General features: G+C 72.3%; 24 protein-coding genes and 2 pseudogenes. 19 read left to right on the forward strand and 7 right to left on the reverse strand.

The window, feature by feature from the left end:
* Positions 1-36 precede the first annotated feature (36 nt).
* Positions 37-522, reverse strand: a complete 486-nt coding sequence (locus tag ACH4DX_RS20120; protein WP_398156098.1) for a pep a2 — start codon at positions 520-522, stop codon at positions 37-39.
* A 325-nt stretch (positions 523-847) separates the two neighbouring features.
* Between ACH4DX_RS20120 and ACH4DX_RS20125 the strand changes: the two genes are divergently transcribed.
* The 8 genes from ACH4DX_RS20125 to ACH4DX_RS20160 all read left to right on the forward strand — a co-directional run bounded on the left by ACH4DX_RS20125 (position 848) and on the right by ACH4DX_RS20160 (position 10,647).
* A complete protein-coding gene (locus ACH4DX_RS20125; protein WP_398156099.1) occupies positions 848-1,087 on the forward strand; it encodes a DUF5133 domain-containing protein in 240 nt (79 codons plus the stop codon).
* 82 nt (positions 1,088-1,169) lie between these two features.
* On the forward strand, positions 1,170-3,245 hold the full coding sequence (locus tag ACH4DX_RS20130; RefSeq protein WP_398156100.1) for an alpha-1,4-glucan--maltose-1-phosphate maltosyltransferase: 2,076 nt from the start codon (positions 1,170-1,172) through the stop codon (positions 3,243-3,245).
* The gene (gene treS, locus ACH4DX_RS20135) at positions 3,242-4,975 is read left to right on the forward strand and encodes a maltose alpha-D-glucosyltransferase (protein WP_398156101.1); all 1,734 of its coding nucleotides are present in this window, start codon (positions 3,242-3,244) and stop codon (positions 4,973-4,975) included. The genes ACH4DX_RS20130 and treS overlap by 4 nt, the downstream gene beginning before the upstream one ends.
* A gap of 17 nt (positions 4,976-4,992) precedes the next feature.
* The gene (locus tag ACH4DX_RS20140; RefSeq protein ID WP_398156102.1) at positions 4,993-6,339 is read left to right on the forward strand and encodes a maltokinase; all 1,347 of its coding nucleotides are present in this window, start codon (positions 4,993-4,995) and stop codon (positions 6,337-6,339) included.
* A gap of 224 nt (positions 6,340-6,563) precedes the next feature.
* Positions 6,564-8,855: a 1,4-alpha-glucan branching enzyme gene (gene glgB / locus ACH4DX_RS20145; RefSeq protein WP_398156103.1), complete on the forward strand. Its 2,292-nt coding sequence runs from the start codon at positions 6,564-6,566 to the stop codon at positions 8,853-8,855.
* Positions 8,856-8,940: 85 nt separating this feature from the next.
* Positions 8,941-9,162: a hypothetical protein gene (locus ACH4DX_RS20150; protein ID WP_398156104.1), complete on the forward strand. Its 222-nt coding sequence runs from the start codon at positions 8,941-8,943 to the stop codon at positions 9,160-9,162.
* 251 nt (positions 9,163-9,413) lie between these two features.
* A complete protein-coding gene (locus tag ACH4DX_RS20155) occupies positions 9,414-10,214 on the forward strand; it encodes a SigB/SigF/SigG family RNA polymerase sigma factor (RefSeq protein WP_398122897.1) in 801 nt (266 codons plus the stop codon).
* A gap of 106 nt (positions 10,215-10,320) precedes the next feature.
* Positions 10,321-10,647, forward strand: a complete 327-nt coding sequence (locus ACH4DX_RS20160) for a plasmid stabilization protein (RefSeq protein ID WP_398122898.1) — start codon at positions 10,321-10,323, stop codon at positions 10,645-10,647.
* A 243-nt stretch (positions 10,648-10,890) separates the two neighbouring features.
* Here ACH4DX_RS20160 and ACH4DX_RS20165 read toward each other — a convergent pair whose 3' ends face one another.
* From ACH4DX_RS20165 to ACH4DX_RS20175, 3 genes are read right to left on the reverse strand one after another with little or no spacing between them, the layout of a single operon-like run.
* Positions 10,891-11,949, reverse strand: coding sequence for an iron-containing redox enzyme family protein (locus ACH4DX_RS20165; protein WP_398122899.1), 1,059 nt, complete (start codon positions 11,947-11,949; stop codon positions 10,891-10,893).
* Positions 11,946-12,350: a CDGSH iron-sulfur domain-containing protein gene (locus tag ACH4DX_RS20170; RefSeq protein ID WP_398156105.1), complete on the reverse strand. Its 405-nt coding sequence runs from the start codon at positions 12,348-12,350 to the stop codon at positions 11,946-11,948. Before ACH4DX_RS20170 ends, ACH4DX_RS20165 begins: the two co-directional genes overlap by 4 nt.
* Positions 12,334-13,086 carry a HemK2/MTQ2 family protein methyltransferase gene (locus tag ACH4DX_RS20175; RefSeq protein WP_398156106.1) on the reverse strand — a complete coding sequence of 251 codons (753 nt, stop codon included), beginning with the start codon at positions 13,084-13,086 and terminating at the stop codon, positions 12,334-12,336. Before ACH4DX_RS20175 ends, ACH4DX_RS20170 begins: the two co-directional genes overlap by 17 nt.
* Positions 13,087-13,370: 284 nt before the next feature.
* On the opposite strand from ACH4DX_RS20175, the pseudogene ACH4DX_RS20180 reads away from it, so the two are divergent.
* From ACH4DX_RS20180 to ACH4DX_RS20195, 4 genes and pseudogenes are all read left to right on the forward strand, one after another.
* Positions 13,371-13,698, forward strand: a pseudogene (locus tag ACH4DX_RS20180) (dihydrodipicolinate reductase); the annotation flags it as partial.
* A gap of 64 nt (positions 13,699-13,762) precedes the next feature.
* Positions 13,763-14,163 (forward strand): annotated as a pseudogene (locus tag ACH4DX_RS20185) (carboxymuconolactone decarboxylase family protein).
* Positions 14,164-14,370: 207 nt separating this feature from the next.
* Positions 14,371-15,030, forward strand: coding sequence for a hypothetical protein (locus ACH4DX_RS20190; RefSeq protein WP_398156107.1), 660 nt, complete (start codon positions 14,371-14,373; stop codon positions 15,028-15,030).
* Positions 15,031-15,292: 262 nt separating this feature from the next.
* On the forward strand, positions 15,293-15,667 hold the full coding sequence (locus ACH4DX_RS20195; RefSeq protein WP_398122903.1) for a VOC family protein: 375 nt from the start codon (positions 15,293-15,295) through the stop codon (positions 15,665-15,667).
* Between the two features lie 190 nt (positions 15,668-15,857).
* On the opposite strand, the gene ACH4DX_RS20200 is transcribed toward ACH4DX_RS20195, so the two are convergent.
* From ACH4DX_RS20200 to ACH4DX_RS20210, 3 genes are all read right to left on the reverse strand, one after another.
* Positions 15,858-16,121, reverse strand: coding sequence for a GlsB/YeaQ/YmgE family stress response membrane protein (locus ACH4DX_RS20200; RefSeq protein ID WP_398122904.1), 264 nt, complete (start codon positions 16,119-16,121; stop codon positions 15,858-15,860).
* A 141-nt stretch (positions 16,122-16,262) separates the two neighbouring features.
* Positions 16,263-17,429, reverse strand: a complete 1,167-nt coding sequence (locus ACH4DX_RS20205) for a hypothetical protein (RefSeq protein WP_398156108.1) — start codon at positions 17,427-17,429, stop codon at positions 16,263-16,265.
* 68 nt (positions 17,430-17,497) lie between these two features.
* Positions 17,498-18,589, reverse strand: coding sequence for a GNAT family N-acetyltransferase (locus ACH4DX_RS20210; RefSeq protein WP_398156109.1), 1,092 nt, complete (start codon positions 18,587-18,589; stop codon positions 17,498-17,500).
* A 192-nt stretch (positions 18,590-18,781) separates the two neighbouring features.
* Between ACH4DX_RS20210 and ACH4DX_RS20215 the strand changes: the two genes are divergently transcribed.
* From ACH4DX_RS20215 to ACH4DX_RS20245, 7 genes are all read left to right on the forward strand, one after another.
* Entirely contained in the window at positions 18,782-19,360 is a 579-nt protein-coding gene (locus ACH4DX_RS20215) for a 2Fe-2S iron-sulfur cluster-binding protein (RefSeq protein ID WP_398122907.1), read from the forward strand.
* Positions 19,357-20,349, forward strand: coding sequence for an FAD binding domain-containing protein (locus tag ACH4DX_RS20220; protein ID WP_398156110.1), 993 nt, complete (start codon positions 19,357-19,359; stop codon positions 20,347-20,349). Before ACH4DX_RS20215 ends, ACH4DX_RS20220 begins: the two co-directional genes overlap by 4 nt.
* 120 nt (positions 20,350-20,469) lie before the next feature.
* Complete coding sequence (locus ACH4DX_RS20225; RefSeq protein WP_398156111.1) at positions 20,470-22,584, forward strand: xanthine dehydrogenase family protein molybdopterin-binding subunit; 2,115 nt, start codon at positions 20,470-20,472, stop codon at positions 22,582-22,584.
* Positions 22,585-22,705: 121 nt separating this feature from the next.
* Positions 22,706-23,290 carry a sigma-70 family RNA polymerase sigma factor gene (locus ACH4DX_RS20230; protein ID WP_398156112.1) on the forward strand — a complete coding sequence of 195 codons (585 nt, stop codon included), beginning with the start codon at positions 22,706-22,708 and terminating at the stop codon, positions 23,288-23,290.
* Entirely contained in the window at positions 23,287-24,057 is a 771-nt protein-coding gene (locus ACH4DX_RS20235) for an anti-sigma factor domain-containing protein (protein ID WP_398122911.1), read from the forward strand. Before ACH4DX_RS20230 ends, ACH4DX_RS20235 begins: the two co-directional genes overlap by 4 nt.
* Before the next feature lie 153 nt (positions 24,058-24,210).
* The gene (locus ACH4DX_RS20240) at positions 24,211-25,836 is read left to right on the forward strand and encodes a molybdopterin-dependent oxidoreductase (protein ID WP_398156230.1); all 1,626 of its coding nucleotides are present in this window, start codon (positions 24,211-24,213) and stop codon (positions 25,834-25,836) included.
* Between the two features lie 151 nt (positions 25,837-25,987).
* On the forward strand, positions 25,988-26,656 hold the full coding sequence (locus tag ACH4DX_RS20245) for a fasciclin domain-containing protein (protein ID WP_398156113.1): 669 nt from the start codon (positions 25,988-25,990) through the stop codon (positions 26,654-26,656).
* The last annotated feature ends 14 nt before the right edge of the window (positions 26,657-26,670 follow it).

Consider the following 26,670-nt stretch of genomic DNA (forward strand, 5'->3'; position numbering starts at 1 on the left):
CGTGGTTCTCGGCGCGACGGCCGCCCCGGCGTGCCGTCACCCGTCCGTCGAACCCGCCAGTGCGGCCACGCTCTCCTCGCGCGGCAGCTGGAGCGCGGTGGGCTCGCCGGGCACCGGGAGGAGGGAGGCGAGCGGGATGTGCTCGGGGGCCCTGGCCCGGCACGAAAACCAGATGATCTTCCCGTCGGTCGCCGGGCAGCTGCCCCAGCCGTCGCTCAGGGCGGCGATCTGCGCCAGGCAGCCCTGCGGCCCGTAGTGGGGTTGTGGCAGGTCGCGGTCGTTGTCGGACACACCCGTGATGAGGTGCTGTCCGTTCCACCACATCTCGATGGCCGTCTTCTTGTCCGTGCCGTGCTCCTCGATGGCCCGCAGCAGCACCCGGGTGCAGTGGCTGACGGGCTCGACGAGGATCTCCAGACCCCAGTGCCGGAGGTGGGCGGCCAGGATGCGGCCGACCTGGTCGATCTTCTCCGGGCTGATCACCACATCCACGTGGTAGTAGCGGGGGATTGCCGACTTCATCGTGCTTGGCTCCTCTCGGCGAAGCTCCCGCTCCCTCTCGGCCGCACGGCCGGGCCCCGAACACGAAGCGTGAGCATTGATCGCTCCTGAGTCAGTACCAGCGTGGGAGCACTACTCCATTCGCGCAACAGGAGCACCCCGAACGCCACACAGCGGCATCCCGACCTGGTGGTTGAATACCCAACAAGACGCTGCGTGTCCGACCGTGCACCATGAGTCGGGAAGCCCGGCGGCGCGAGCCGACGGTCCCTCGAGGTGCGGAACCGGTTTCGCCACACCAGTCGCCCCGGCCGCGCCCTTGGCACACAAGAAGGTGACGAGTGTGGTGCTGCTGCCCGCAAAAGCCGAGGTCGCGCGGCATCTGAAGCTCTATCGGTCGTGGGAGAGGCTGTTGATCGCCCACCCCTGCGACCGCGCCGTACGGACGCAGTTCGAGAACACCGCGTACACCCTGTGCGTGTTGATGGGCGAGTGCACGGCCCGCGTCGCCGCCGACGCGGCCGAGGAGTACCTGCACCCGCGCGCGTCGCGCCGGCCACGGCCGGCCCCCGAGGTCCGGGGGTGACCGCCCCCGGTCGGCGGGGGTGAGGGCGAAGCGCGGCTCCAGCAGGGGCCGCACGCATCCGAGCGCTGTGGAGGAGGAACCGATGGCTTCGGTACCGGAGACGGGTTCCGGCATGCCACTGCCGGGAACAGGAGGCGCCGCGCCTCTGCCGGTGACGCCCCCTGCCACCGCGCTGCCCCTTCCCCTCATGGACGTCCGCCCCGCCGTCGACGGCGGCCGCCGTCCCGCGAAGGCGGTGCCAGGCGAGACCTTCGAGGTCACGGCGACCCTCTTCGGAGAGGGACACGAAGCGGTCGGCGCCAATGTCGTGCTGCTCGACCCGGAGGGTCGGCCCGGCCCCTGGACGCCCATGCGTGAGCTGTCCCCGGGAAGCGACCGCTGGGGGGCCGATGTCACACCGGACGCGGAGGGCTCGTGGACGTACGCCGTGGAGGCCTGGGCGGACCCGGTGGCGGCGTGGCGGCGTGCGGCGGGGGCGAAGATCCCGGCGGGCGTCGACGTCGGCCTGATGCTCGAAGAGGGCGCATCGCTGTACGAGCGGGCCGCCCACGGGGTGCCCGAGGGGGCGGAGCGCCGCGTCCTGCTGGCCGCCGCGGACGCCTTGCAGGACGATCTGCGGTCTCCGGCCGCACGTCTCGAAGCCGCGCTGACGCCACGGGTGACCGCGGTGCTCGACCGCTTCCCGCTGCGTGAGCGGGTCACCCGTTCGGCCGCCTTCCCGCTGCGCGTGGACCGCGGGCGGGCGTTGTTCGGTTCCTGGTACGAGTTCTTCCCGCGCTCGGAGGGCGCGGTGGTGCGGGAGGGGCAGGCGCCGGTCTCGGGCACGTTCCGCACCGCCGCCCGGCGGCTGCCCGCCATCGCCGCGATGGGCTTCGACATCGTGTATCTGCCGCCCGTGCACCCGATCGGCACCACCTTCCGCAAGGGCGCCAACAACACCCTGTCCGCGGGCCCGGACGATGTAGGCGTGCCCTGGGCCATCGGCTCCCCCGAGGGCGGCCACGATGCCGTCCACCCCGACCTGGGCACTCTGGCGGACTTCGACGCCTTCGTCGCCGAGGCCGGGCGCCTCGGTCTGGAAGTGGCCCTGGACTTCGCCCTCCAGTGCTCGCCCGACCACCCCTGGGTGGACAAGCACCCCCACTGGTTCGCCCACCGCGCCGACGGCACCATCGCCCACGCCGAGAACCCGCCCAAGAAGTACCAGGACATCTACCCCCTGGCCTTCGACCGCGACCTGCCGGGGCTGGTCACCGAGACCGTCCGCCTGCTGCGGTTCTGGATGGGCCACGGCGTCCGCGTCTTCCGCGTCGACAACCCCCACACCAAACCCGTCGTCTTCTGGGAACAGGTCCTCACCGACATCCACCGCACCGACCCCGACGTCCTCTTCCTCGCCGAAGCCTTCACCCGGCCACCGGTCGTACGGGCGCTGGCACAGGCCGGTTTCCAGCAGTCGTACACGTACTTCACCTGGAAGAACACGAAGGCTGAGCTGACCGAGTACCTGACGGAGCTGTCGACGCAGACGGCGCACTTCCTGCGGCCGAACTTCTTCGTGAACACCCCCGACATCCTGCACGCCTACCTCCAGGACGGCGGGCGCCCCGCCTTCGAGGCACGCACGGTCCTGGCCGCCACGCTCTCGCCGACCTGGGGGGTGTACGCGGGCTTCGAGCTGTGCGAGAACACACCGGTACGGCCCGGCAGCGAGGAGTACCTGAACTCCGAGAAGTACCAGCTGCGCCCCCGCGACTGGGCGGCCGCCGAGCGCGAAGGCCGCACCATCACCCCCCTGATCACCACGCTCAACCGCGTCCGGCGCGCGAACCCCGCCCTTCAGCAGCTCAGGAACCTGCACTTCCATCAGGCCGACAACGACGCGGTCCTCATCTACAGCAAGCGCGCCGGTGACAACACGGTCCTAGTGGTGGTCAACCTCGACCCGCACCACGTGCGCGAGACCACGGTGTCCCTGGACATGCCACGGCTCGGCCTCGGCTGGCACGAGTCGGTGCCGGTGCGCGACGAGCTCACCGGCGAGACCTACCACTGGGGCAGGACCAACTACGTGCGCCTTGAACCGGGCCGGCGCCCCGCGCACGTACTCGTCCTGCGACCGTCCTCACCGCAGATCGGAGGGTCACCCACACCATGACCGTCAACGAGCCCGTCCAGGACACCTTCGAGGACACGCCCGCCAAGGACCTGGACCCGGAATGGTTCAAACGCGCCGTCTTCTACGAAGTCCTGGTACGCACCTTCCAGGACAGCGACGGCGACGGCGTGGGCGACCTCAAGGGCCTCACCGCGCGACTCGACTATCTGCAATGGCTCGGCGTGGACTGCCTGTGGCTGCCCCCGTTCTTCGCCTCCCCGCTGCGCGACGGCGGTTACGACGTCTCCGACTACACCGCGGTCCTGCCGGAGTTCGGGGACCTCGCCGACTTCGTGGAGTTCGTCGACAGCGCCCACCAGCGGGGCATGCGCGTCATCATCGACTTCGTCATGAACCACACCAGCGACCAGCACCCGTGGTTCACGGAGTCCAGAAAGGATCCCGAAGGCCCGTACGGCGACTACTACGTGTGGGCGGACGACGAAGAACAGTTCCAGGACGCCCGGATCATCTTCGTCGACACCGAGGCCTCCAACTGGACCTTCGACCCGGTCCGCAAGCAGTACTACTGGCACCGCTTCTTCTCCCACCAGCCGGACCTCAACTACGAGAACCGAGCCGTCCAGGAGGAGGTGATCGCAGCGTTGCGCTTCTGGCTCGACCTGGGCATCGATGGCTTCCGCCTGGACGCCGTGCCCTACCTCTACCAGGAGGAGGGCACCAACTGCGAGAACCTGCCGACGACGCACGCGTTCCTGAAGCGGGTCCGCAAGGAGATCGACGCGCACTATCCCGACACGGTTCTGCTGGCGGAGGCGAACCAGTGGCCCGAGGACGTCGTCGACTACTTCGGCTCCTTCCAGGACGGCGGCGACGAATGCCACATGGCGTTCCACTTCCCCGTCATGCCCCGCATCTTCATGGCCGTACGCCGCGAGTCCCGCTACCCCGTCTCGGAGATCCTCGCCAAGACCCCCGCCATCCCCAGGAACTGCCAGTGGGGCATCTTCCTGCGCAACCACGACGAACTCACCCTGGAGATGGTCACCGACGAAGAACGCGACTACATGTACGCCGAGTACGCCAAAGACCCCCGCATGCGCGCCAACATCGGCATCCGCCGCCGCCTGGCGCCCCTCCTGGACAACGACCGCAACCAGATCGAGCTGTTCACCGCCCTGCTGCTGTCCCTGCCCGGATCACCGATCCTGTACTACGGCGACGAGATCGGCATGGGCGACAACATCTGGCTCGGCGACCGCGACGCGGTACGCACCCCCATGCAGTGGACCCCCGACCGCAACGCGGGCTTCTCCTCCTGCGACCCCGGCCGCCTCTACCTCCCCACGATCATGGACCCCGTCCACGGCTACCAGGTCACCAACGTCGAAGCCGCCATGAGCAGCCCCTCCAGCCTGCTCCACTGGACCCGGCGCATGATCGAGATCCGCAAGCAGAACCCCGCCTTCGGACTCGGCTCCTACACCGAACTCCCCTCCTCCAACCCCGCCGTCCTCGCCTTCCTGCGCGAGTACCGGGACGACCTGGTCCTGTGCGTCCACAACTTCTCCCGCTTCGCCCAGCCCACCGAGCTGGACCTGCGGGTCTTCGAGGGCTGCCACCCCGTGGAGCTGACCGGCGGCGTCCGTTTCCCCGCCGTCGGCGCACTCCCCTATCTGCTGACCCTCGCGGGGCACGGCTTCTACTGGTTCCGGCTGCGCGACGACCTCCACCTCCCCCGCCCGGCGGAAACCGCCGTCCGCCTCTGAAGGGACGTGCCGCAGACATGCTGAAGACCGCACCGCACACGGACGCCGACGTCAGCCCTCCGCTGCTCCTCGCGTCGCTCGCCGGACCGCTCCGGGAGTGGCTGCCGAGGCAGCGGTGGTTCGCGGCGAAGGGCTGGCCCATCGCGGACCTCTCCGTGGTGTCGATGACCGAACTCCACCCGGGCTGCCTGCATCTGCTGATCAGGACCAGTCACAGCGCGACGTCCGCGCACTGCTACCAACTCGTCGTCGGCATCCGCGAGGAACTGCCACCGCGGCTGCGGCACGCCCTGATCGGCCGCCCCCGCACCGGCCCCCTCGCGGGACTGAGCGTGTACGACGCGCTTGTGGACCCCCGGTCGGCGGGACTGCTCCTGGAACGGCTCCGTACGCCGGGCGAGGCGGGGCCGCTGCGCTTCGAGGGTGACGGGCGCACCGCCGTGCCCTCCGGGCTCGCCCCCCGGCTCCTGGAAGGCGAGCAGTCCAACACCTCGCTGGTGTACGGCGACCGCTACATCCTCAAACTGTTCCGCCGCATCCAGTACGGCACCAACCCGGACCTGGAGGTGCCGTGGGCGCTCGCCGGTGCGGGCTGTGCGCGCGTGCCCGCACCCGTGGCCTGGTTCTGGACCACGCAGCCGCGCAGGACGACACTCGGCGTGCTGCAACCCTTCCTGCGCGGGGCGACGGACGGCTGGACGCTGGCGCTGCGGTCCCTCGCCTCCGGCGAGGACTTCACCGCCGAGTCGTACGAACTGGGGCGGGCCACCGCGGAGGTGCACCTGGCCCTGGCGCAGGTCTTCCCGCCGACGGCACTGGAGCACAGCGGCCGGAGCCGGCTCGCCGCCGCTATGACCGGGCGTCTGGAGGCCGCCGCACAGCAGGTGCCCGCGCTCGTCCCGTACGTGTCCCGGCTGCGGGCCGCCTACGACGCCTTCGCCGCGGGCGCAGGCGACCGGCCGGACCAGCGCGTCCACGGCGACCTGCACCTGGGCCAGGTCCTTCGCGCCGGGGACCTGGAGCGGTGGTTCGTCATCGACTTCGAGGGCGAACCGGCCCGGCCGCTCGTCGAACGCAAGCGGGTCGAGGCTCCCGTACGCGATGTGGCGGGCATGCTCCGCTCGTTCGACTACGCGGCGCACTCCGAACGCCCCTGGCAGCCGCAGTGGGCGCGGCGCTGCCGGGACGCGTACTGCGCGGGTTACGCCGCGGTGGCCGCATGGGACCCGCGCGAGGAGGCCGCGCTGCTGCGCGCCCACGAGACCGACCGCGCGGTGTACGAGGCGCTGTACGAGGCCAGGCACCGCCCCGACTGGCTGCCGGTGCCGTTGGCGGCCCTCGCCCGGCTCGCGGAGGACGGCTGACCCGGCCCCTCCCCCGCCCCCGCCGTCCCCTTCGGCGCCCCGCACGGCCCCGCCGTCCCCTTCGGCGCCCCGCACGGCCCCGCCGTCCCCCTTCGTCGTCCGCCCCCACCGTCAGCCGTTCCGCACCGTCGACCGTTCCCACCGTCAGCCGCCCGCACCGTCGACCGTTCCCACGGTCAGCCCCACCGTCAGCCGTCCCCGTCCAGCAGAGGAGAGCCCACCCCGTGGCCAGCATCGACACGTCCGCTCCCGACCCCGCGGCAGCCCTCCTCGAACGTCCCCCCGACGCGGCGCCCGACGCACCGCTCGACGCGGCGGAGCGCGGGCGTCTCCTGTCCGGGGCGCACCACGACCCGCACGCGCTGCTCGGTGCGCATCCGGTGCCCGGGGGTGTCGCCTTCCGGGTCCTGCGGCCGTACGCGCGGGCGGTCGCCCTCGTCGTCGACGGGCGGACCACGCGCCTGCACCACACGGGCGACGGCCTGTTCTCGGGAGTGCTGCCGCTCGCCGCGGTGCCCGAGTACGAGCTGCGGGTGACCTACGACGGCGAGGAGAGCGCGGTCCAGGACCCCTACCGCTTCCTGCCCGCCCTCGGCGAACTCGACCTGCACCTCATCGGCGAGGGTCGGCACGAGCAGCTGTGGCAGGCACTGGGGGCGCACCCCATGACCCATCAGAGCACGCAGGGCGTCCGCTTCACCGTGTGGGCGCCGAACGCCCGAGGGGTGCGGGTGTGCGGGGACTTCTGCCACTGGGACGGCGCCGCGTACCCGATGCGGTCCCTCGGCTCGACCGGCGTGTGGGAGCTGTTCGTCCCCGGCCTTCGCGAGGGCGTCCGCTACAAGTTCGACATCACCCGCCCCGACGGCACGCACACCCTGCGCGCGGACCCGCTGGCGCGCCGCGCGGAGGTCCCCCCGGCGACCGCTTCGATCGTGGACGTGTCGCGGCACGAGTGGCGGGACGAGGAGTGGCTGCGCAGGCGCGGTGACATACCCGTGCACGAGGCACCGTTCTCCGTCTACGAGGTCCACCTCCCCTCCTGGCGCCCCGGCCTCACCTACCGCCAGCTCGCCGAGCAGCTCCCCGCCTACGTCGCCGACCTGGGCTTCACGCACGTAGAGCTGATGCCCGTCGCCGAGCACCCCTTCGGCGGCTCCTGGGGCTACCAGGTCACCGGCTTCTACGCGCCCACCGCACGCCTTGGCACCCCCGACGACTTCAAGCACCTCGTCGACGCACTCCACCAGGCAGGCATCGGCGTCCTCATGGACTGGGTACCCGCCCACTTCCCCCGCGACGACTGGGCACTCGCGCAGTTCGACGGGGAGCATCTCTACGAACCCGGGGACCGGCTGCGTGCGGAGCACCCCGACTGGGGCACCCTCACCTTCGACTACGGCCGCAAGGAGGTGCGCAACTTCCTGGTCGCCAACGCCACCTACTGGTGCGAGGAGTTCCACATCGACGGCCTGCGCGTGGACGCCGTCGCCTCCATGCTCTACCTCGACTACTCCCGCGAACACGGCCAGTGGACACCCAACGAACACGGCGGCCGGGAGAACCTGGACGCCGTCGCCTTCCTCCAGGAGATGAACGCCACCGTGTACCGCCGCTGCCCCGGGGTGGTCACCATCGCCGAGGAGTCCACCGCGTGGGACGGCGTCACCCGCGCCACCCACCACACGGGACCCGGCGGCTTCGGGGGGCTCGGCTTCGGCCTGAAGTGGAACATGGGCTGGTCGCACGACTCGCTCGCATACCTCGCGCACGAGCCGGTGCACCGCGCCTACCACCACGGCGAGCTGACCTTCTCGATGGTGTACGCCTACAGCGAGAACTACCTGCTGCCCCTCTCGCACGACGAGGTGGTGCACGGCAAGCGCTCCCTGGTGTCGAAGATGCCCGGCGACTGGTGGCAGCAGCGCGCCAACCACCGCGCCTACCTGGCCTACATGTGGGCCCACCCCGGCAAGCAGCTCCTCTTCATGGGCCAGGAGTTCGCCCAGGGCGCCGAGTGGTCACAGGAGCACGGCCTGGACTGGGGGCTCCTGGACGCGGCCTACCCGGCGTGGACGGAGCACCAGGGCGTGCAGCAGCTGGTGCGGGACCTCAACGACCGGTACCGGTGCGCGCCCGCCCTCTGGGAGCAGGACACGGTGCCGCAGGGTTTCACCTGGGTGACGGTGGACGCGGCGCAGGACAACGTCGTGGCGTTCCTGCGCCACGCCAAGGACGGCACCGCGCTGCTCGCCGTGTGCAACTTCTCCCCCGTGGTCCGGCACGGCTACCCGCTGCGGGTGCCGGGCGCGGTCGCCGCCTGGGAGGAGGTCCTCAACACCGACGCCGCCCGCTACGGCGGCAGCGACGTCCGCAACACCGGGGCCCTGAAGCCCGAACCGGACGCCCACGGGGACGGCGACAGGGACGGCGGCAGCAGCGGCGAGGGCGATGGGCAGGGCTGTCTCCGGGTGACTCTGCCGCCGTTGGCGACCGTGTGGCTGCGGCCGCTGTGACCCAGGACGACACGAGTCGGCCGATTCCATGCATGACGCGCGCCGTACAAGGCACCCGGTACCCAACGACGCCTGAGGAGGCCGCATGTCCGCCACGGAACCCGCCGCACCGTCACTGCCGCGCACCACGCTCCTTGAACCGCCCAGCGGCCTCGGGGAGGCAAGGAGCGCCGTCACCGGCCCGGTGTCCCCCGCGAAGGACGCGGGAGCCGTGCGCACATGCGTGCCCGCCCTGCCCTCCGCCATGGAACCCGCCGACCGGGACGACTACATATTCGAGGTCAACATCGTGCGTGGCCTGGACTGACACCGCGCGGGGGACCCGCAGGACCGGGTCGCCGGTGACGACGTGAGCCGTACGGACCCGTGCGGCTCCTCCCGAGCTGCGGACCCGTGTCTTTGCGAGGAAAGTGGAAGGGCAGGCGATACACCGTGCTTCGGACAGGAGGCGCGGCAGCGGAGCGGCAGGGCCGCTTGGCGTGCGGCCCCCTGTCCGGCCGGGCGCGAGGCCGTGCCGCGACATCACACACACGTCGTCACGGCCCAGGAGCGATCCCCATGCCGAGCACCACCTCCTCCGGCGCGTCCCGGCGCGCTCACCACGACCGCCCGGAGACGGAGAAGGCCTTCAAGCACCTCGCCGGGCTGCCCGAGGGGCGCGAACGCGAGCTGCTGTGCGAAGAACTCGTCGCCGCCTGGCTGCCGATGGCCCACCGCATCGCCCACACCTTCCGCAACCGCGGCGAGAACCTCGACGACCTGCGCCAGGTCGCCGCGATGGGCCTGGTCAAGGCGGTCAACCGCTACGAGCCGGGGCGCGGCGCCTTCGAGAGCTACGCCGTGCCCACCATCACCGGTGAACTGCGCCGCCACTTCCGCGACCACACCTGGGACGTCCGCGTCCCCCGCCGCGTCCAGGACCTGCGCAACCGCATCCGCTACGCGCGCCGCGAGCTCACCCAGACACCGGGCAGCCCCGAACCCACCGTCACCCAGCTCGCCGAACACACCGGACTGACGGCGCAGGAGGTGCACGACGGCCTCGAAGCCCTCGAGGCCTACCAGTCCCTGTCCCTGGACGCCGACATGCGCACCGTGTCGGACGACGGCTATCACCTCGCCGACACCCTCGGCGCCCCCGACCCCGGCTACGACCTGGTCATCGACCGCCAGACCGCCAGGGCGGGCCTGCGTCATCTGCCCGAGCGCGAGCAGACCATCCTCTACCTGCGGTTCTTCCGCGGGATGACACAGAGCGGCATCGCCGAGCAGCTGGGCCTCTCACAGATGCACGTCTCGCGCCTCATCACCAAGTCGTGCAGTCAGGTACGCGCCGAGGCGATGGGCGTCACCCCGTAGCCCGCGAGGGCACGCGGTGGCAGGCGGTGGTCGACTGAAACACGGACACACGGACACACGGAAAAGCAAGGACTCACAGAGCGACTGATCGGAAAGGTTCTGCTCCATGCCCGCTGGATCCAGCAAGAAGCGTGAACGACAGTACGAGCACATCAAGGACAGCGCCGAGGACCGGGGCGCCTCCACCAAGCGTGCCAAGGAGATCGCCGCCCGCACCGTCAACAAGGAACGCGCGCGTGCCGGCGAGTCCAAGACCGCGAGCAAGACCTCCACGCGCGACAAGAAGTCCGCGCCCCAGCGCGGTGGCGAGCGCTCCCACAGCGGTGCCGAGGGTCCGACCCGCGACCAGCTGTACGAGGAGGCCAAGAAGAAGAACATCGAGGGCCGCTCGTCGATGAACAAGAAGGAACTCAAGCAGGCCCTCGGCCGCTGAACCGGTCCTGTGCCGCGAGGACCGCGTCCGCGTGGAGTGCCGCGCCGCCGTCGCGTCGCCGTGCCCGCGGACGCGGTCCTCGCCGTTGTCCGGGGAACCGGCCGCGGACCTGGACACCTCCCGCAGCCAACACCTCCCCATAGCCGTACTGCTCAGGGCGCGCTCGACGACGCGCCCTGAGCAGCGCCCGTCGGGGGCGCCCCCGGCGGGTGGGACTATCGGGGGCGCCCCCGACGGGTGGGACTATGCCGCCGGGGCGGTCAGAGCGCTGCGTCCCGCACGCCAGGCGTCGAGGAGGTGCGCAGCCAGGCGGTCCTCGACGAGACCGGTGGCGTGCACGCCGAAGGCGATGTCGGCGTCGAGCGCGGGCTCGGCGGCCAGCAGCCCCCCGACGACGTCGCGGCGGACCACCTGTTCGTGGACGGCGTCCGCCTCCACGTGCTCGTCGTAGAACCGCTGTGCCGCGGGGCCCGCCCCGACCCGCCGCAGGGCGGCCGCGAGGCGTCGGGAACCGGGCGACGAGGTGATCTCCACGGCGGCGAAGTGCCCGACGAGCGCCCCGCGCAGGGCCCGGTGCAGCCCGAACAGGGACATCAGGTTGACGACCGCGAGGGCCTCGGCCGGAGCGGCGTCCAGATGGTGTCCGTACGAGGTGTCGAGGCCCAGGTCCGCCATGAGGTCCGCGAACAGCCGTGCGTGGATGTCCTCGGGGCGCCCCGCACCGAACTCGTCGAACTCCACGGCCACCATGGCGGCCTTGGCCCTCCCGTGCAGCCGCGGTATGACCCAGGCGTGCGGATCGGCCTCCTTGAGGTGGTACAGGGACCGCAGGGCCGCGTACTCCCGCACCTGCCACAGCTCGCCGTCGCGTTGCAGGTGATGGCTGACGCTCGCCTCGTCGTACCCGACGGGCTCGGTCAGGAGCCCGGCGATCGCCTCCTCGGCGCTTTCCGGGCCCTTCGCGTCGGCACGCAGTGCCGTGAGGAAGCGCTGCTCCAGTGAGCGGCGCAGGGCCAGCAGCTCCGGGTCCCACTCCCGGTCCTCGTCCACACCGGCGAAGCCCTGGTAGTGCAGTTCGTACAGGACGTAGAGGGCCAGCTGGAGGTCGTCGCCGTACGGATCGGTGTGCTCGGGCGCCGACTGCGGCAAGGGGCCGCCCCCGTGCCGCAGGGACTCGATGACGGCGCCGGACAGCTCGCCGCGGGGAGCGGGGAGCTCGGGGCTGCGCAGGCGGGACTCGGGGGTGTCGCCGGGGGCTCCGGGGCCGCGGTGGGGTGACGGCTCGGCGTGGACGGTGGTCATGACGGCGGCTCCTCCTTGGTCTGCCGGTCAGTGGAGGTGTCTCCGGCGTGGTCGGCGTCTTCGGTGTTCTTGGTGTTCTTGGTGTCTACAGGGCCCTCATGGCCGGGGCCCGTGTCGGCGCCCTCGCCGGGGCCCGGGCCGGTGCCGGAGCCGGAAGCGTCCGCCGTGTTCTGTCGGGTCCTGCGGCGGTGGCTGGTGTCGCACCATGGGTAGGTGCGGCTACGGCGGCAGGTGCAGATCGCGACCGTGAAGCGGTCCGACACGGCGACGCTGCCGTCGTCGCAGACCACTTCGACCGGCCCCTCCACCAGAAGCGGCCCCTCACGGTCGACCGTGACCCGGCGGGGGCGTTCACGGGGGCGCTCGGCGGAGCCCGGCACGGATTCAGCGGAGCTGGGCACGGATCACCACCAGCTCTTCCTGGGTCTCGGCGTCGTCGATGAGCCCCGCAGCGCGCAGCCAGGCCCTGCGGGACTTCAGGACGGGGCCGAAGGGGACGTACGCCCGCTCCACGACGTGGGCCGTCATTCCGAGCCGGGTGAGCCGGTCGAGCGTCGCACGGACGCCGCACAGCCCGGAGTGCACCATCAGCAGCGTGCCGCCGGGACGCAGCACGCGGGGCGCCGCGTCGCACACGCGGTCCACGATCACCCGGCCCTCCGTGCCCGCGTCCCACGCGCGCGCCGCGCCGCGCCGCGGCAGCCGCGCGGAGGGACTGGGTACGTACGGCGGGTTGCTGACCACGAGGTCGCAGCAGTCGTCCGGGAGCACCTCGGTCAGATCGCCGCGGCGCACCCTGACGGGCAGCCCGTTGCGCAGGGCGTTCAGCCGGGTGGTGAGCACCGCGCGCCGGGATATGTCCACGGCGGTCACCTCGGCCCCCAGCGAGGCCGCGGCGACGGCGAGCGCCCCGGAGCCGGTGCCGAGGTCCACGACGGTGGTGTTCTCGTCGATGGCCTCGCGCCGCAGGCAGCGGGTGAGGAGGTCCGTGTCGTGCTGCGGTGCGTAGACACCGGGCAGCGTGAGGAGGCGCGCGAGGCGCACGGCTCCGGACGGCGCGCACGTGTGTGTCAGCGGCTGCGGATGCGTCTCCGCACCTATCTCCGGACTCATCTCCGCACTCGTCTCCGCGCTCATTAGGCATCTCCCGTCGCTCGGAGCCCACGAGAGGGCGCCTGTTTTTACCCTCCGCCGGTTCGCCGCCGACCACCACCAGAACCCTCACGGATAGTGACTTAGCAGGAACTATGCGGATTTTTTCCTTGGCTCGATTCAGTCACTGAGTGCCCGCGTCTTCGTTTCTGACACCTGAATGGCCCTGTACTGCTCAGTACGAAGCTCAATACCGCCGTTTGAACTGCTGACGCACCGTCAGAGAAAGTGCGTCGCACCCCTGGGAAGTGCGAGGTATCGCCGTCACGGACTCGGTCCGTCATCTGGTCGGCATGGGCCATCCCCTGGACTACCGTCCGCGAGACGGTGGACCGGCGCCCGCTCACGGCGAGGGTGAGCACCAGGACCATGGGGAGCTTCGACGCCGGGACCCAGGGCGCGGTGCGGTTCGAGGTGCGGGGCATCGTCGCGGGCGAGCCCCGCATCGTGAGCGAACACATCACCCGCATCCACGCGTCCTGCGCCCCCGAGTGGCCCGCTCCCCCCGACGGCGACGGCGCGCACCGGGTGGTGATCGAGGGCCGCCCGCGCATCGAGGTCACGATCGAGGCGTCCGACGAGGGCGAGAACCGCTCGTAGAGCCCGGGCTCCGCGGCGGCGTCCGGAAGGCCAGGAACCCCTCGGACATGTGTGGGGCGACATGGTCCCCGGCATCGGTGCCGCCGCCGCGAACCTCTCGCTGGCCGTCTACGAGCACAGCACGCTCGGTCTGCGCGAGTTCGAGGCCGCACGCCTGCGGACCGCGCGGCTCAACGGCTGCGCCCTCTGCCTCGACTGGCGCACCGAACGCGAGGGACCCGGTGGCGCACCACCGAGGTCTTCGACGACCGCACCCGCCTCGCCGCCGAGTACGCCGAGCGGTACGCCCTCGACCACCACGGACTCGACGAGACGTTCTGGGCGCGGATGGCGGCGCACTACAGCCAGACCGAGATCGTGGAACTCACCATGAGCATCGGCTCCTGGCTCGCGTTCGGCAGGCTCAACCACGTACTGGGCATCGACAGCGCCTGTGCGCTCCCCACCCATGGAACCCGCTGAACGGCGCCCACCTGCTCGAACTCCCCTCCCCGAAGCGGCCGTTGCCATTCCGCGACATGCAGGACGAAGCCGTGACACGCGTGCGGACAACGGGTCCGCCGTGTCGGGGGTCGTAAGGAGCGTGAGTCGCCGCTTGGGGGCGATTCGATCCGCCCGGACGGACACGCGCCGCGGGCGGAGCGAACCGGACATGGGGAGATGAGACGTATGACTGCACGGGTGACCACATCTGTGACCGGGCGCACGGCTTCGCGCACGAGCGGTCGTCGGCTGGTGAAGCTGCTGGCGCTGACCGCCGCGGTGGCCGCGTCGGGTGTCGCGCTCGGCGCCGTTCCTGCGGCCGCCGCCGCCACCGGCACCCCGCGTTTCCTGGCGCCGTCCGAACTTCCGCCGCACGCGTCCTCGGCCTGGTCCGCGGGGCCGGTGACGCCGGGGCAGCCGGACCCGCTGCCGATGTGCGGGGGCGCGGCGCTGCCGTCGATCTCCGTGCACCGGGCCTACCGCACCGACCTGGACGCCGGGGCCCTCCAGGTGACCGTCGTCGAGCGCAGCGCACAGCGGGCGAAGGACTTCGCCGAGCTGCTCCGCAAGGACCTCGCGACCTGCGCGGAGAAGGTGATGCAGCAGTACCCCGACGTCACCGCGGCACAGAAGTACTACGGCAAGGTCGACGCCGAGGAGGGCGCCCACGTCTACGGAGTCCACACCGAGGCCTCCTGGGGAGCCTCCGACATCAACCTGTACTCGGTCGGACGTGACGGCAACACCGTGACGCTCGTCCACTGGGGCCAGATGGGCGGCTTCGCCGACGCGCAGGTCGCCGACTTCAAGAAGACGACCGCCACGGCCGTCAACAAGCTGTACTGACGCACTCCCCCGGTCCCGGGCGCGCCGCCGTCCGGGACCGGGACCGCGCACGCTCCGCCCCCGGGCGTCCCCGCTGCCGACGGAGGCGCCCGACCGACCGGGCTTTGGGCGGCCGTTCGGCGCTGCGGCGGCTGTGCACGTCGAGACGGGACGCGCGGGCTACCGAGGGTTCGGGCGGCTCAAGAGCGGCAGGCGGGGTACACGACCCGAACCCGGTTCACGGAGCCGGAGGATGTGGCACCACGACGGAAGGAGGGCGACCATGACCATCGTCGAAGCCGGCATCGTGGTTCTCGACTGTGGAGAACCCGAGAAACTGGCCGAGTTCTACCGCGCGTTGCTGGGCGGGCAGAGCGAGTTCAATCCGCGGTCGGACCGGTTCGAGGTCATCAGTGAGTCCGGTACGCGGATGGGCTTCCGCCAGGACACGGGCTTCACACCACCGAGTTGGCCCCGGCCCGACGACGCGCACCAGACGCACCTTGAACTTCTCGTGTCCAAGGAGAACATGGACGCCGCCGAGCGCGAGATCATCACGCGTGGCGCCCGCCCCGTTGACAACAACCCGCACGGCAGTCAGGACAAACGCCTGTACTCCGACCCCGCCGGACACACGTTCGCGCTGCGCAGCCACTGACGCCTCCGTCGACGCACCGCCTCAAGCACCGTTGCCCGCGCCCGCCTCCTGCGAGGCGGGCGCGGGCGCGCGCGGGGCCGGGCCACGGGGCGCGAGTGCGCCTTCCGGAGCCCGGCCCGAACATCGGCGACACCGAACATCGGCGGCATCGAACATCGGCGGCATCGGCGGTGAAGCGTCAGGAACCGGCTCAGCGGCGCACCTTGACCCGCGACAGCGCGGCCACCCCGAGTGCGGCCAGGGCGATCTGGATGAGCCACTCCCCCCAGTCCACGCCGTCGGTGTCGGCGACGCCGAGACCGGCGGCGATGGCCGTACCGATCAGAGCCGCCACGATGCCGACAGCGATGGTCCACAGGACGCCGATGCGCTGACGCCCGGGGACGGCAAGCCGTCCGAGTATCCCGATGACGGCGCCGATCAGGATCGCACTGATGAGGCCCGAGATCTCCATGAGTTCCCCTAGATTGGCGGTTTGTGCTGACCCCCGTCCTCGTCCGGGTGCCCTGGGTCGTGCGGAATACTCCCCACCGGTCAACGGGGGCACCGTGACCGGTGGGTGGCGGACGGGGCGACGACCTGCGGCGCAGGTGGTTCAGGCGTCCAGGTGTTCGACGTAGGCCTCGGACGGTGGTGTCGGGTTGAAGTGCGTCATGCCCACCGACCAGAATGTGGAGGTTCCGGGGACGCGTGTGACGTCGTTGAGGTACGGCGCGGGCGCGGGTCCCGCCGGGCCGCGTACGACCGTCCAGGTGCCGCCGTCCCTGCGCAGATAGGTGCTGCGGCTCTGGTCCCGGTAGTCCCAGCCCGTGATCCAGGCGGCGCGGCCCCGCGCGTCGGCGGCGATGCCGCTGAGCGCGCCGAGGGAGAAGCCCGGCGGCACCCGCGTCCAGGCCGTGCCGTCCCAGTGGCTCAGGACGGCCGAGCCCGGGCGCCCCGGCGGGCCGCCGACACCGAAGTCGGAGCCCACCACCCACACGTCGTCCACGGCGTCCGGGTGCACGTCGCTGACGGCCAGGCGGACTCCCTGGACGTTGGGGAGCACCGTCCAGGAGCCGTTCCAGCGCGCCACGAATCCCGCCCAGCCACCGCCGGCCCCCTGGTCCCCCGCCACCCAGACCTCACCCGAGGGGCGCGGCAGGATCCGGTAGATGTTGACGCCCGTGACGGGCAGCGGATCGAGCCACCGCCAGTTCCCGCCGTCGCCGCTCAGCAGCGCGAACGAACCGTCACGGTTGCCGCCGACCCACACCCGCCGACCGGGTCCGACGCCCACCGCGGTCAGCCGGACGTCCTGCTGCCTACTGCCGGAGGGCGCCGGGAAACCGGGGAACACGGTCTCGCGCCAGGTGGAGCCGTCCCAGCGGAGGAGCGGGCTCGCCTTGTCGTTGGGCATGCCGACGCTCCAGGCCGCCGTGGCGCAGGTGCCCGCCACGTCCAGCAACCGCGAGTGGTTCAGATGCGCGAGGTCGGTCTTGGCCCAGGCGCTGCCGTTCCACAGCATGCCGAGGGCGCGTCCGTCCCTCGACCCGTAGCGGTTCTCCTCACCGACGGCCCAGGCGAGGCCCGGTCCGGCGGCGGCGATGCGGCGCAGCTGCGCGGCCGGTGTGCTGCCGGGCGCGGGCACCGGCTGCCAGCCCTCGGCGCGGGTGGTCGGCGTGGTGCCGCGGGGGGTCGGTGTGGCGCCGCGGGCCACTCCCGCGCCGACGGCGATCCCCGAGAGCGCGCCGAACGTCCCTGCGACAAATCGTCTTCGTCTCACTGCTGGGTCCCTTCCGCGACGGACAGGAGGAACCACGGTGAACCGGTGCGGCCCGCCGGTCTAGCCACTCACGTGACAATGCCGTCCGTTCCTGCGGGCCGGGATGCGCGGGCCGTGCGCAACGGCCGGGCGTAGGTGACGGATTCGCGGCTCACCACGAACCCCGCCCCTTCGTAGAACCCGAGGGCGCCGGAGGGGTTGGCGGTGTCCACGGTCAGCGACGCCGTGTCGTACCCGGACTCGCGTGCCGCGCGCAGCAGTTCCGTCAGGAGGGCGGGAGCGGCGCCCCGGCCGCGGTGGGCCCGGCGGGTGCCGAGGTAGCCGACGTGGCAGTCCCTGCGGCCCGTCGCGGCGGTCTCCGCATCGCTCTCCTCCGCGAGGAGGTACGCCACCACCTCGCCGCCCGGCACCTGACCGCCCGCCTCACCGCCCGCCGCCGCGTCACCCGGCCCCCCGGAGTCCGTCACGAGCAGCCGTGACATCGCGGGCCGGAACGACGCGGGGCCGGTGACCCAGGTGTTCCAGTCCGTCCTGTCGAACGGGGTGAAGTTCCAGTGGTCGCGGAACGCGTCGTTGTGCGCGAGGCGGGTGGCCTCGTCGTACGTCGCGTCGAAGGGGACCGGACGGGTGCCTTCAGGCGCGGGGCGGGCCGGCGGTGCGTCACCGGTGAGCGGGTGTTTCATCTCGAACCACCAGCGGCACGGCGTGTAGCCGCTCCGCTCGGCCAGGTGCCGCAGGCCCTCGTCCTTCGCCTGTCCGTCGAGCAGCAACTCACCCGGCAGGGCGGAGAGCTTCGGGTGCGCGGCGTGCAGGGCGGCCGCGCGGTCCTCCATCCAGGTGACGAGCCGGGAGCCGACGCCGCGGCGCCGCCACTCGGGGCGCACCGCCGCGGCGCCCTGGAAGCGCGCCACGTCGAGGGCGCCGTACGGGGTGTACACGACGGCGTACGCGACGAGGCGCGGGCCGTCCCACAGGCCCAGGGTGTCGTGCTCCAGGTCCAGTTTGGGGTCGCTCAGCGCCTCGTGGAGCTCCTCGGCGCCGATGTGCTCACCGGCGCGATCGGCGCGCTCCACTGCTTCGAGGAGTTCCAGCCAGGCAGGGACGCAGTCCTTGCCCAGGGGCCTTGCCCCAAGGCCCGCGTCGGCATCGGGTCCCGTCATGTCCGCCCTTCCCTCCACCGTCGGCCACGGGGTCACGGCTGCCCGCGGATCTCTCCTGCGAGGCAACTCTGCCAAGCACCGTGCCCTCGCGCGACGCCGGGAACGCTCGGCATGCCGGGAGGTGTCACCTGTGTCAGCCTGGGCACGCGGCCTGCACACAGCACCACAGCCCGACCGGAAGGCCTCCCACGCATGGGCAGCGAGAACGACGACGGCGCAGCACACGGCGGTGCCTCGGCGCCGCCCGCCGAGCAGCGCACCGCGACCACGCTCCGGATCAACGCGGAGCGCCACACCCTCGACCTCGACCACCGGCGGGTGCTCCTCGACGTGCTGCGGGAGGACCTCGACCTCACCGGCGCCAAGAAGGGCTGTGACCACGGCCAGTGCGGCGCCTGCACAGTGCTCGTGGACGGGCGCCGCGTCAACAGCTGTCTACAGCTCGCGGTCGCCCTCGACGGCTGCGAGGTGACCACGGTCGAAGGGCTCGCCGGTGAGGGCGGGGAACTGCACCCCTTGCAGCGGGCGTTCCTCGACCGCGACGCGTTCCAGTGCGGATACTGCACGCCGGGGCAGATCTGCTCGGCCGTCGGCGCGCTGGCCGAGGCGGCCGCGGGGCACCCCTCGCACGTCACCGCGCCCACCACGCCGTCGGGACGCCCCGTGCCGCTGGATCCGGACGAGATCCGCGAGCGGCTGAGCGGCAACCTGTGCCGCTGCGGCGCCTACCCGCACATCGTCGAGGCCGTTCAGGACGTGATGGCGCCGTGAAGCCCTTCGGATACGTGCGGGTGGCGAGCGTGGAGGAGGCCACCGAGGCGTTCGCCGCGCATCCCGGCGCCCGCTACCTCGGCGGCGGCACCAACCTCGTGGACCTCATGAAGCTCGGTGTGGAGTGCCCCGCCGTCCTCGTCGACGTCAGCAGGCTGCCCCTGGACGCGGTGGAGGAGCTCGACGACGGCTCGCTGCGCGTCGGAGCGGCCGTCCGCAACAGTGACCTCGCGGCGCACCCCCTGGTCCGCGACCGCTATCCGGTGCTGTCCCAGGCGCTCCTCGCGGGCGCCTCCGGACAGTTGCGCAACGCGGCCACCACGGGCGGCAATCTGTTGCAGCGCACCAGGTGCCCGTACTTCCAGGACACGGCCAAGCCGTGCAACAAGCGGGAACCCGGGCAGGGCTGCGGAGCGCGCGACGGCGTGCACAGGGACCACGCGGTCCTCGGGCACTCCGAGCAGTGCATCGCCACGCACCCCTCCGACATGGCCGTGGCGCTCGCCGCACTCGACGCCCGCGTGGAGCTGCTGGACGAGCAGGGTGCCCGGAGCGTCCCCGCCGCCGAGTTCCACCGGCTGCCCGGGGACCACCCCGAGCGGGACACGATGATCCGCCCCGGTGAGCTGATCACCTCGGTGGTGCTGCCCGCGGCGACGGCCGGGCTGCCCTCGGCCTACCGCAAGGCCCGCGACCGGGCGTCGTACGCCTTCGCCCTCGCGTCCGTCGCCGTGGTCCTGCGGGTCGCGGACGGGCGCGTCGCGCACGCGGGCATCGCCTTCGGCGCCCTGGCCCACCGGCCCTGGCGGGCGACCAGGGCCGAGGAGGCGCTCCTCGGCGGCCCCGCCACGCCGGACGCGTTCGCGCACGCCGTCGGCCTCGAACTCGCAGCGGCCAGGCCGCTGCGGGACAACGGCTACAAGGTGCCGCTCGCCCGCAACATCGCCGTCGACGTCCTGACCCGGCTCGCGGCGGCCGAAGCGCCCTGACCGCGGCTCCCGCCAGGGTGCGACCCGAGGGCAGGAACCGTCGGGACCCGGAGCGTCGGGACAGGAACCGTCAGCGCGCGAACCCGCAGGGCTCGAACCGTCACGTCACAGGAGGACTTCATGGCCGGCACCGGTACCGCACCCGGGGCTACGCACTCCGCCCTGGGAGCTTCCGCCGAGCGGCGCGAGGGGCGGCTCAAGGTCACCGGCGGCGCCCGCTACGCCGCCGAGCACCCGCGGCCCGGCCGGGCCCAGGCCTGGCCGGTGCCCTCCACCGTCGCCAGGGGCCGGGTCACGGCCGTCGACGCGGCGGCCGCCCTGCGGATGCCCGGTGTCCTCGCCGTGCTCACCCACGAGAACGCCCCCCGGGTCGCCGAGCCCGACGACCACACCCTGCTCGTGCTCCAGGACGCGTCGGTGCCGCACCGCGGCTGGTTCGTCGCCCTCGTCGTGGCCGAGACCCTGGAGGCGGCCCGCGCCGCCGCCGCCGCGGTCCGCGTCGACTACGCCGTGGAGGAGCACGACGTCACCCTGACGACGGACCACCCCGACGCGTACGAACCCGAGACCGTCAACGGCGACTTCCCCGGCCGCCGCGAGATCGGCGGCCCCGACGGCACCCCCGCCGCCGTGCGCGTCGACGTCGCGTACGAGGTGACGCCGCTGCACAACCACCCGATGGAACCGCACGCGAGCACCGCGCACTGGGACCAGGACCGGCTGACCGTGTACACCTCGAGCCAGGGAAGCACCACGGTGCGCGACACGCTCGCCACGATGTTCGAGACGTCCGCCGAGCACATCACCGTCGTGTCCGACCACGTCGGCGGCGGCTTCGGCTCCAAGGGCACGCCCCGGCCCGACGTGGTGCTCGCGGTGATGGCCGCGCGGGCCACCGGGCGTCCCGTCACGGTCTCGCTGCCCCGCCGCTTCCTGCCCGCCGTCGTGGGCCACCGGGCCCCCACCCTGCACCGGGTACGCCTCGGCGCGGGACGCGACGGGCGTCTGGTGTCGCTGGCCCACGAGGTCACGACGTACACCTCGCACGTCAGGGAGTTCGTGGAGCAGGCGGCGGTGTCGGCGCGCGTCATGTACGCCGCGCCGCACCACTTCACCACCCACCACGTGGTGCGCCTCGACGTACCGAGCCCGTCGTGGATGCGGGCCCCCGGCGAGGCGCCCGGCATGTACGCCCTCGAGTCCGCCATGGACGAGCTCGCCTCCGAGCTGGGCATGGACCCGGTGGAGCTGCGGGCCGTCAACGACCCCGAGCGGGAGCCGGACAGCGGCAAGCCGTTCAGCAGCAGGCATCTCTTGGACTGCCTGCGGGAGGGCGCCCGGCGCTTCGGCTGGTCCGGGCGTGACCCCCGCCCCGGGGCCCGGGCGGAAGGCCCCTTCCTGATCGGTACGGGCGTGGCCGCCGCCACCTACCCGGTCCTCGTATCGCCGTCGACCGCGGAGGCGGAGGCACGGCCCGACGGCACCTTCGTGGTACGGATCAACGCCACCGACATCGGCACCGGCGCCCGTACCGTGCTCGCGCAGGTGGCGGCGGACGCCCTCGGGGTCGCCCTGGAACGGGTACGCACCGAGGTGGGCAGCACCACCCTGCCCGCGGCTCCGCTGGCGGGCGGCTCGTCGGGGACGTCGTCCTGGGGCTGGGCGGTCCACGAGGCGTGCGCGCGCCTGGCGGAGCGGCTCGCCGACCACGGCGGCTCACCGCCCGTGGACGGGCTCACCGCCCGTGCGGACACCGAGGGCCGGGCCGACGCCGAGAGCGCCTACGCCCGCCATGCCTTCGGCGCGCACTTCGCCGAGGTCGCCGTCGACACCGTGACCGGCGAGGTCCGGGTCCGCAGGCTGCTCGGCGTGTACGCGGCAGGCCGCATCCTCAACGCCCGCACCGCGCGCTCCCAGTTCATCGGCGGCATGACCATGGGGCTCGGCATGGCGCTCACCGAGACCAGCACGATGGACCCGGCGTTCGGTGACTTCGCGGAGTCCGACCTCGCCTCGTACCACGTACCCGCGCACGCGGACGTGCCCGCACTCGAAGCGCACTGGATCGACGAGAGCGACCCCCATCTCAACCCGATGGGGAGCAAGGGGATCGGTGAGATCGGCATCGTCGGGACCGCCGCCGCCATCGGCAACGCCGCCCACCACGCCACGGGGGTCCGCTTCCGTGAGCTGCCGCTGACGCCGGACAAGGTGCTGCGGGGCCTCGGCGGCTGACTCCCCCGGTTCCCCGGCCACGTCGGTGGCCGCACACTTCTTTTCGGCTCGGACCAATCCCCGACCGGTTCGGCTACGGATGAAGGGTGTATCCGGACCGCTGCCCCGAAGGGCCACCGCGTTGAAAGAAGTAGTGCACATCGGTTCCCGTGCGACGCCCGGGCCCGATCTCCAAGAGCTGCTCGCCCGGGTGGCGCGCGGCGACCAGGAAGCGTTCGCGTCCGTCTACGACGTCGTGGCCGGCCCCGTTCTCGGTGTCGTACGCCGGGTGCTGCGCGACCACGCCCAGTCCGAGGAGGTCGCCCAGGAGGTCCTCGTCGAGGTGTGGCGCACCGCGCCGCGCTACCGCAAGGCCCTCGGTACGGCCATGAACTGGGTGCTCACGCTGGCGCACCGGCGTGCCGTGGACCGGGTCCGCTCGGTGGAGGCCGCCGCCGCGCGTGACCACAAGGCGGCGCTCCTCGCGCAGACACCCGAGTTCGACGAGGTCAGCGAGCAGGTCGAGGCCCGCTTCGAGCGCGAGCAGGTGCGCCGGTGCCTGCGCGGGCTCACCGAGACGCAGCGGCAGTCGGTGACGCTCGCCTACTACCGCGGGCTGACCCACCGACAGGTCGCCGAGCTGCTCGCACTGCCGCTCGGCACCGTCAAGACCCGCCTGCGCGACGGACTGATCCGACTGCGCGACTGCATGGGAGTGAGCGCATGACGAACCGGGCGGACCTGCACACCCTCACCGGCGCGTACGCCACCGACTCCCTCGAGGACGAGGAGCGCGCCGAGTTCGAGGAACACCTCGGCCAGTGCCCGGCCTGCGCCCAGGAGGTGCGGGAGCTGTCGGCCACCGCGGCCCGCCTCGGCCTCGCCGCGGCCGTGGCGCCCCGGCCCGCCATGAAGGACCAGGTGCTGCGCAGCATCGCCACGGTCCGCCAGGAGGCACCGCGCACCGAACCCGAGCCGGCCGACCGCGCCGGAGCCCGGCACCCGCTGCGCCGCGCGTCCCGGTGGGCCCTCGCCGCCTGCCTCGCGGCGGCCACCGCGCTCGGCGCCACCACGATCTGGCAGCACCGGGAGGCCGGCGACGCGCGTGACCGGGCCAGGGAGGTGCAGCGGAGCGCCGAGGAACGGACCGCGGAGCTCGCGTCGCTGCTCGCCGCCCCCGACGCCCGGACGCGTACGGCAGGCCTGGCCGGCGGTGCCCGCGCCACGGTCGTGGTGTCCGAAGGCCGCGACCAAGCCGCCTTCCTCGCGACCGGCATGGCCGAGCCGCCCCGCGGCAAGGTCTACCAACTCTGGTTCAACGACAAGGGGACCATGCGTTCCGCGGGCCTGATGGACCCCGGTCGCACCGCATCGGCCCTCGTGCTGCGGGGACGCGTCGGCGAAGCCACCGGCATGGGCGTCACGGTGGAGCCCGCGGGCGGCTCGCCCGAGCCCACGACGGAGCCCGTGGCGCTCCTGGACTTCCCGGCCTGACCTGGTCGGCCCGCAGCGAAATCGTCCTGCGGTCGACCGGTGCGGGAAAAGACCAATCCGCCGGGCCCTCGGCACCGAATCCCTCATGTGAGGACTTCGGAGAACAGCACGGGCACGAGCGGCGCCGTACGAGGTACCGCCCGGCGGGCGGCCCTGAGGGGCAGCCTGACAGGCGGCCTGAGCGGACTGGTCGCCGGGTTCGCCGCGCTGGCCGTCGCCGAGTTGGTCTCCGCGGCGGTGCGGCCCGAGGCCGGTCCGGTGGTGGCGGTGGGCGGCGCGGCGATCGACCGTACGCCGCCCGCGGTCAAGGACTGGGCGATCCGCGAGTTCGGCACCAACGACAAGCTCGTCCTCCAGTGGGGCATCCTCGCCGTCCTCGCCCTGTTCGCGGTGGCGCTCGGCGTCCTCGCCGTTCGCCACCGCGCCGTCGGCTCGGCGGGGGTACTGCTCTTCGGCGTCGTCGGGGCGTGGGCGGCGACGGGCAGGCCGGACTCGACCGGCTTCACCGACGCGCTGCCGTCCGTCGTGGGAGCCGTGGCCGGGGCGGTGCTCCTGTACGGGCTCGTGGGCCGCGCCGCCCGGCCCGTGCGGCGCGGCCCCGCCCGGGGCGGTGAAGCTGACGTGGCAGGGGAGCCGCAGGCCCTCGGCACGAGCGGTGAGCAACCGGGGGACGACGGCCGGAACCCGGGATGGAACCGGCGCGGGTTCGTCGTGGCGACGGGCGCCGCGGCCGCCGCCTCCGCCGGAGCGGGGGTCCTCGGCAGGGTGCTGAACGACGTGCGGGGCAAGGACGCCGTCGCCTCACGCCGGCGGATCAGGCTGCCAGCCCCCGCGTCGGCGGCGGCACCCGTGCCCGCGGGAGCCGGCCTCCGTGTGCCCGGCGTCAGTGCGTTCCGCACAGCCAACAAGGACTTCTACCGGGTCGACACCGCGCTCGTGGTGCCGAAGGTCGACGCGGACACCTGGCGCCTGCGGATCCACGGCGAGGGCGTGGACCGCCCCGTGACCGTGTCCTTCGACGATCTGCTGCGCCGACGGCTGATCGAGCGGGACATCACGTTGACCTGCGTGTCCAACGAGGTGGGCGGGCCGTACGTGGGCAACGCCCGCTGGCTCGGGGTCCCGCTGGCCGCGCTGCTCGCCGAGTGCGGTGTCGAGCCCCCGGCCCGTGGCGGCCCCGCGGACCAGTTGGTGGCACGGTCGGTGGACGGCATGACCATCGGCACGCCCGTGGACGACGTCATGGACGGACGCGACGCGATGCTCGCCCTCGGCATGAACGGCGAACCGCTGTCGTTCGCGCACGGCTTCCCCGTACGCATGGTCGTTCCCGGTCTGTACGGCTATGTGTCCGCCTGCAAGTGGATCGAGGACATCGAGCTGACGACGTTCGACGCCTACGACCCTTACTGGGTCAAGCGCGACTGGGCCCGCAAGGCGCCGATCAAGACCCAGTCCCGTATCGACACCCCCAAGCCCTTCGCCAGGCCGAAGGCGGGCACGGTGACGGTCGCCGGTGTCGCCTGGGCGCAGCACCGCGGCATCGACAGGGTCGAGCTGCGGGTGGACGACGGGCCCTGGCAGCGGGCCGAACTCGCCGCCGAGGACACCCGGGACACCTGGCGGCAGTGGTCCTTCCGCTGGCGGGCGGCCCCGGGCAACCACACCCTCACCGTCCGCGCCACCGACCGGACGGGCCGGACCCAGACCGCGAGACGGACCCGGACCGTCCCCGACGGCGCGAGCGGCCGCCACTCGGTGGTGGTCACCGTGACTTGACCCGCGGCACCGAACCGCTCCCCCCTCCCGCCTCCCCCACTTCCCTACAAGACCAGCCTCCCCCTCCCTCCACACCCCGTTCCCTGCAAACCACCTGTTTCCTACAAGACCCGTTCCCTACAAGCCCCCCGCTCTCTATCAGGAGAAGACCATGAACACGCAGACCCTCCGTTTCCGTCGTACCGTCATCGCCGCGACCGCGGCTCTCGCCCTGCCCCTGACGCTGGCGGCCTGTTCCGACGGCGACGGCGACAGCAAGGACAAGGCCGCGTCCGCGTCCGAGAAGTCGACGGACTCCGGGACCTCCGCCGAGGAGACCCCCGCGGACGACACGGCGAGCATGACGGAGCCGTTCGGTCCCGGCTGCGCGTCGGTGCCCAAGGACGGCAAGGGCAGCTTCGACGGCATGGCGGCGGACCCCGTCGCCACCGCCGCGTCGAACAACCCGGCGCTCTCCACGCTCGTCACCGCCGTCAAGAAGGCGGGCCTGGTCGACACCCTCAACAACGCCCAGGACGTCACGGTGTTCGCGCCCACCAACGACGCCTTCGCCAAGATCCCCAAGGCCGACCTGGACAAGGTCCTCAGCGACAAGGCCCAGCTCACCAAGATCCTCACGTATCACGTCGTGGGCAAGAAGCTGACGCCCGAGGACCTGGAGAAGGGCTCGTACGCGACCCTGGAGAAGTCGAAGCTCACGACCGCGGGCTCCGGCGAGGACTACAAGGTCAACGACAGCGCGAAGGTGGTCTGCGGCAACGTGAGGACCGCCAACGCGAACGTCTACATCATCGACACGGTCCTGATGCCCAAGGCGTGACCGTGGAGGAAGCG

The organism is Streptomyces sp. NPDC017940 (assembly GCF_044328435.1).
Lineage (GTDB): Bacteria > Actinomycetota > Actinomycetes > Streptomycetales > Streptomycetaceae > Streptomyces.

Bases quoted from the DNA above. Each gene is read 5' to 3' on its own strand.
- ACH4DX_RS20160 (WP_398122898.1), top strand. From the start codon at position 10,321: ATGCCCGCTGGATCCAGCAAGAAGCGTGAACGACAGTACGAGCACATC.
- ACH4DX_RS20155 (WP_398122897.1), top strand. From the start codon at position 9,414: ATGCCGAGCACCACCTCCTCCGGCGCGTCCCGGCGCGCTCACCACGAC.
- ACH4DX_RS20165 (WP_398122899.1), bottom strand. From the start codon at position 11,949: ATGACCACCGTCCACGCCGAGCCGTCACCCCACCGCGGCCCCGGAGCC.
- ACH4DX_RS20225 (WP_398156111.1), top strand. From the start codon at position 20,470: ATGGCCGGCACCGGTACCGCACCCGGGGCTACGCACTCCGCCCTGGGA.
- ACH4DX_RS20210 (WP_398156109.1), bottom strand. From the start codon at position 18,589: ATGACGGGACCCGATGCCGACGCGGGCCTTGGGGCAAGGCCCCTGGGC.
- ACH4DX_RS20215 (WP_398122907.1), top strand. From the start codon at position 18,782: ATGGGCAGCGAGAACGACGACGGCGCAGCACACGGCGGTGCCTCGGCG.
- ACH4DX_RS20150 (WP_398156104.1), top strand. From the start codon at position 8,941: ATGTCCGCCACGGAACCCGCCGCACCGTCACTGCCGCGCACCACGCTC.
- ACH4DX_RS20140 (WP_398156102.1), top strand. From the start codon at position 4,993: ATGCTGAAGACCGCACCGCACACGGACGCCGACGTCAGCCCTCCGCTG.
- ACH4DX_RS20175 (WP_398156106.1), bottom strand. From the start codon at position 13,086: ATGAGCGCGGAGACGAGTGCGGAGATGAGTCCGGAGATAGGTGCGGAG.
- ACH4DX_RS20130 (WP_398156100.1), top strand. From the start codon at position 1,170: ATGGCTTCGGTACCGGAGACGGGTTCCGGCATGCCACTGCCGGGAACA.
- ACH4DX_RS20245 (WP_398156113.1), top strand. From the start codon at position 25,988: ATGAACACGCAGACCCTCCGTTTCCGTCGTACCGTCATCGCCGCGACC.
- ACH4DX_RS20200 (WP_398122904.1), bottom strand. From the start codon at position 16,121: ATGGAGATCTCGGGCCTCATCAGTGCGATCCTGATCGGCGCCGTCATC.
- ACH4DX_RS20235 (WP_398122911.1), top strand. From the start codon at position 23,287: ATGACGAACCGGGCGGACCTGCACACCCTCACCGGCGCGTACGCCACC.
- treS (WP_398156101.1), top strand. From the start codon at position 3,242: ATGACCGTCAACGAGCCCGTCCAGGACACCTTCGAGGACACGCCCGCC.
- ACH4DX_RS20190 (WP_398156107.1), top strand. From the start codon at position 14,371: ATGACTGCACGGGTGACCACATCTGTGACCGGGCGCACGGCTTCGCGC.
- ACH4DX_RS20195 (WP_398122903.1), top strand. From the start codon at position 15,293: ATGACCATCGTCGAAGCCGGCATCGTGGTTCTCGACTGTGGAGAACCC.
- ACH4DX_RS20120 (WP_398156098.1), bottom strand. From the start codon at position 522: ATGAAGTCGGCAATCCCCCGCTACTACCACGTGGATGTGGTGATCAGC.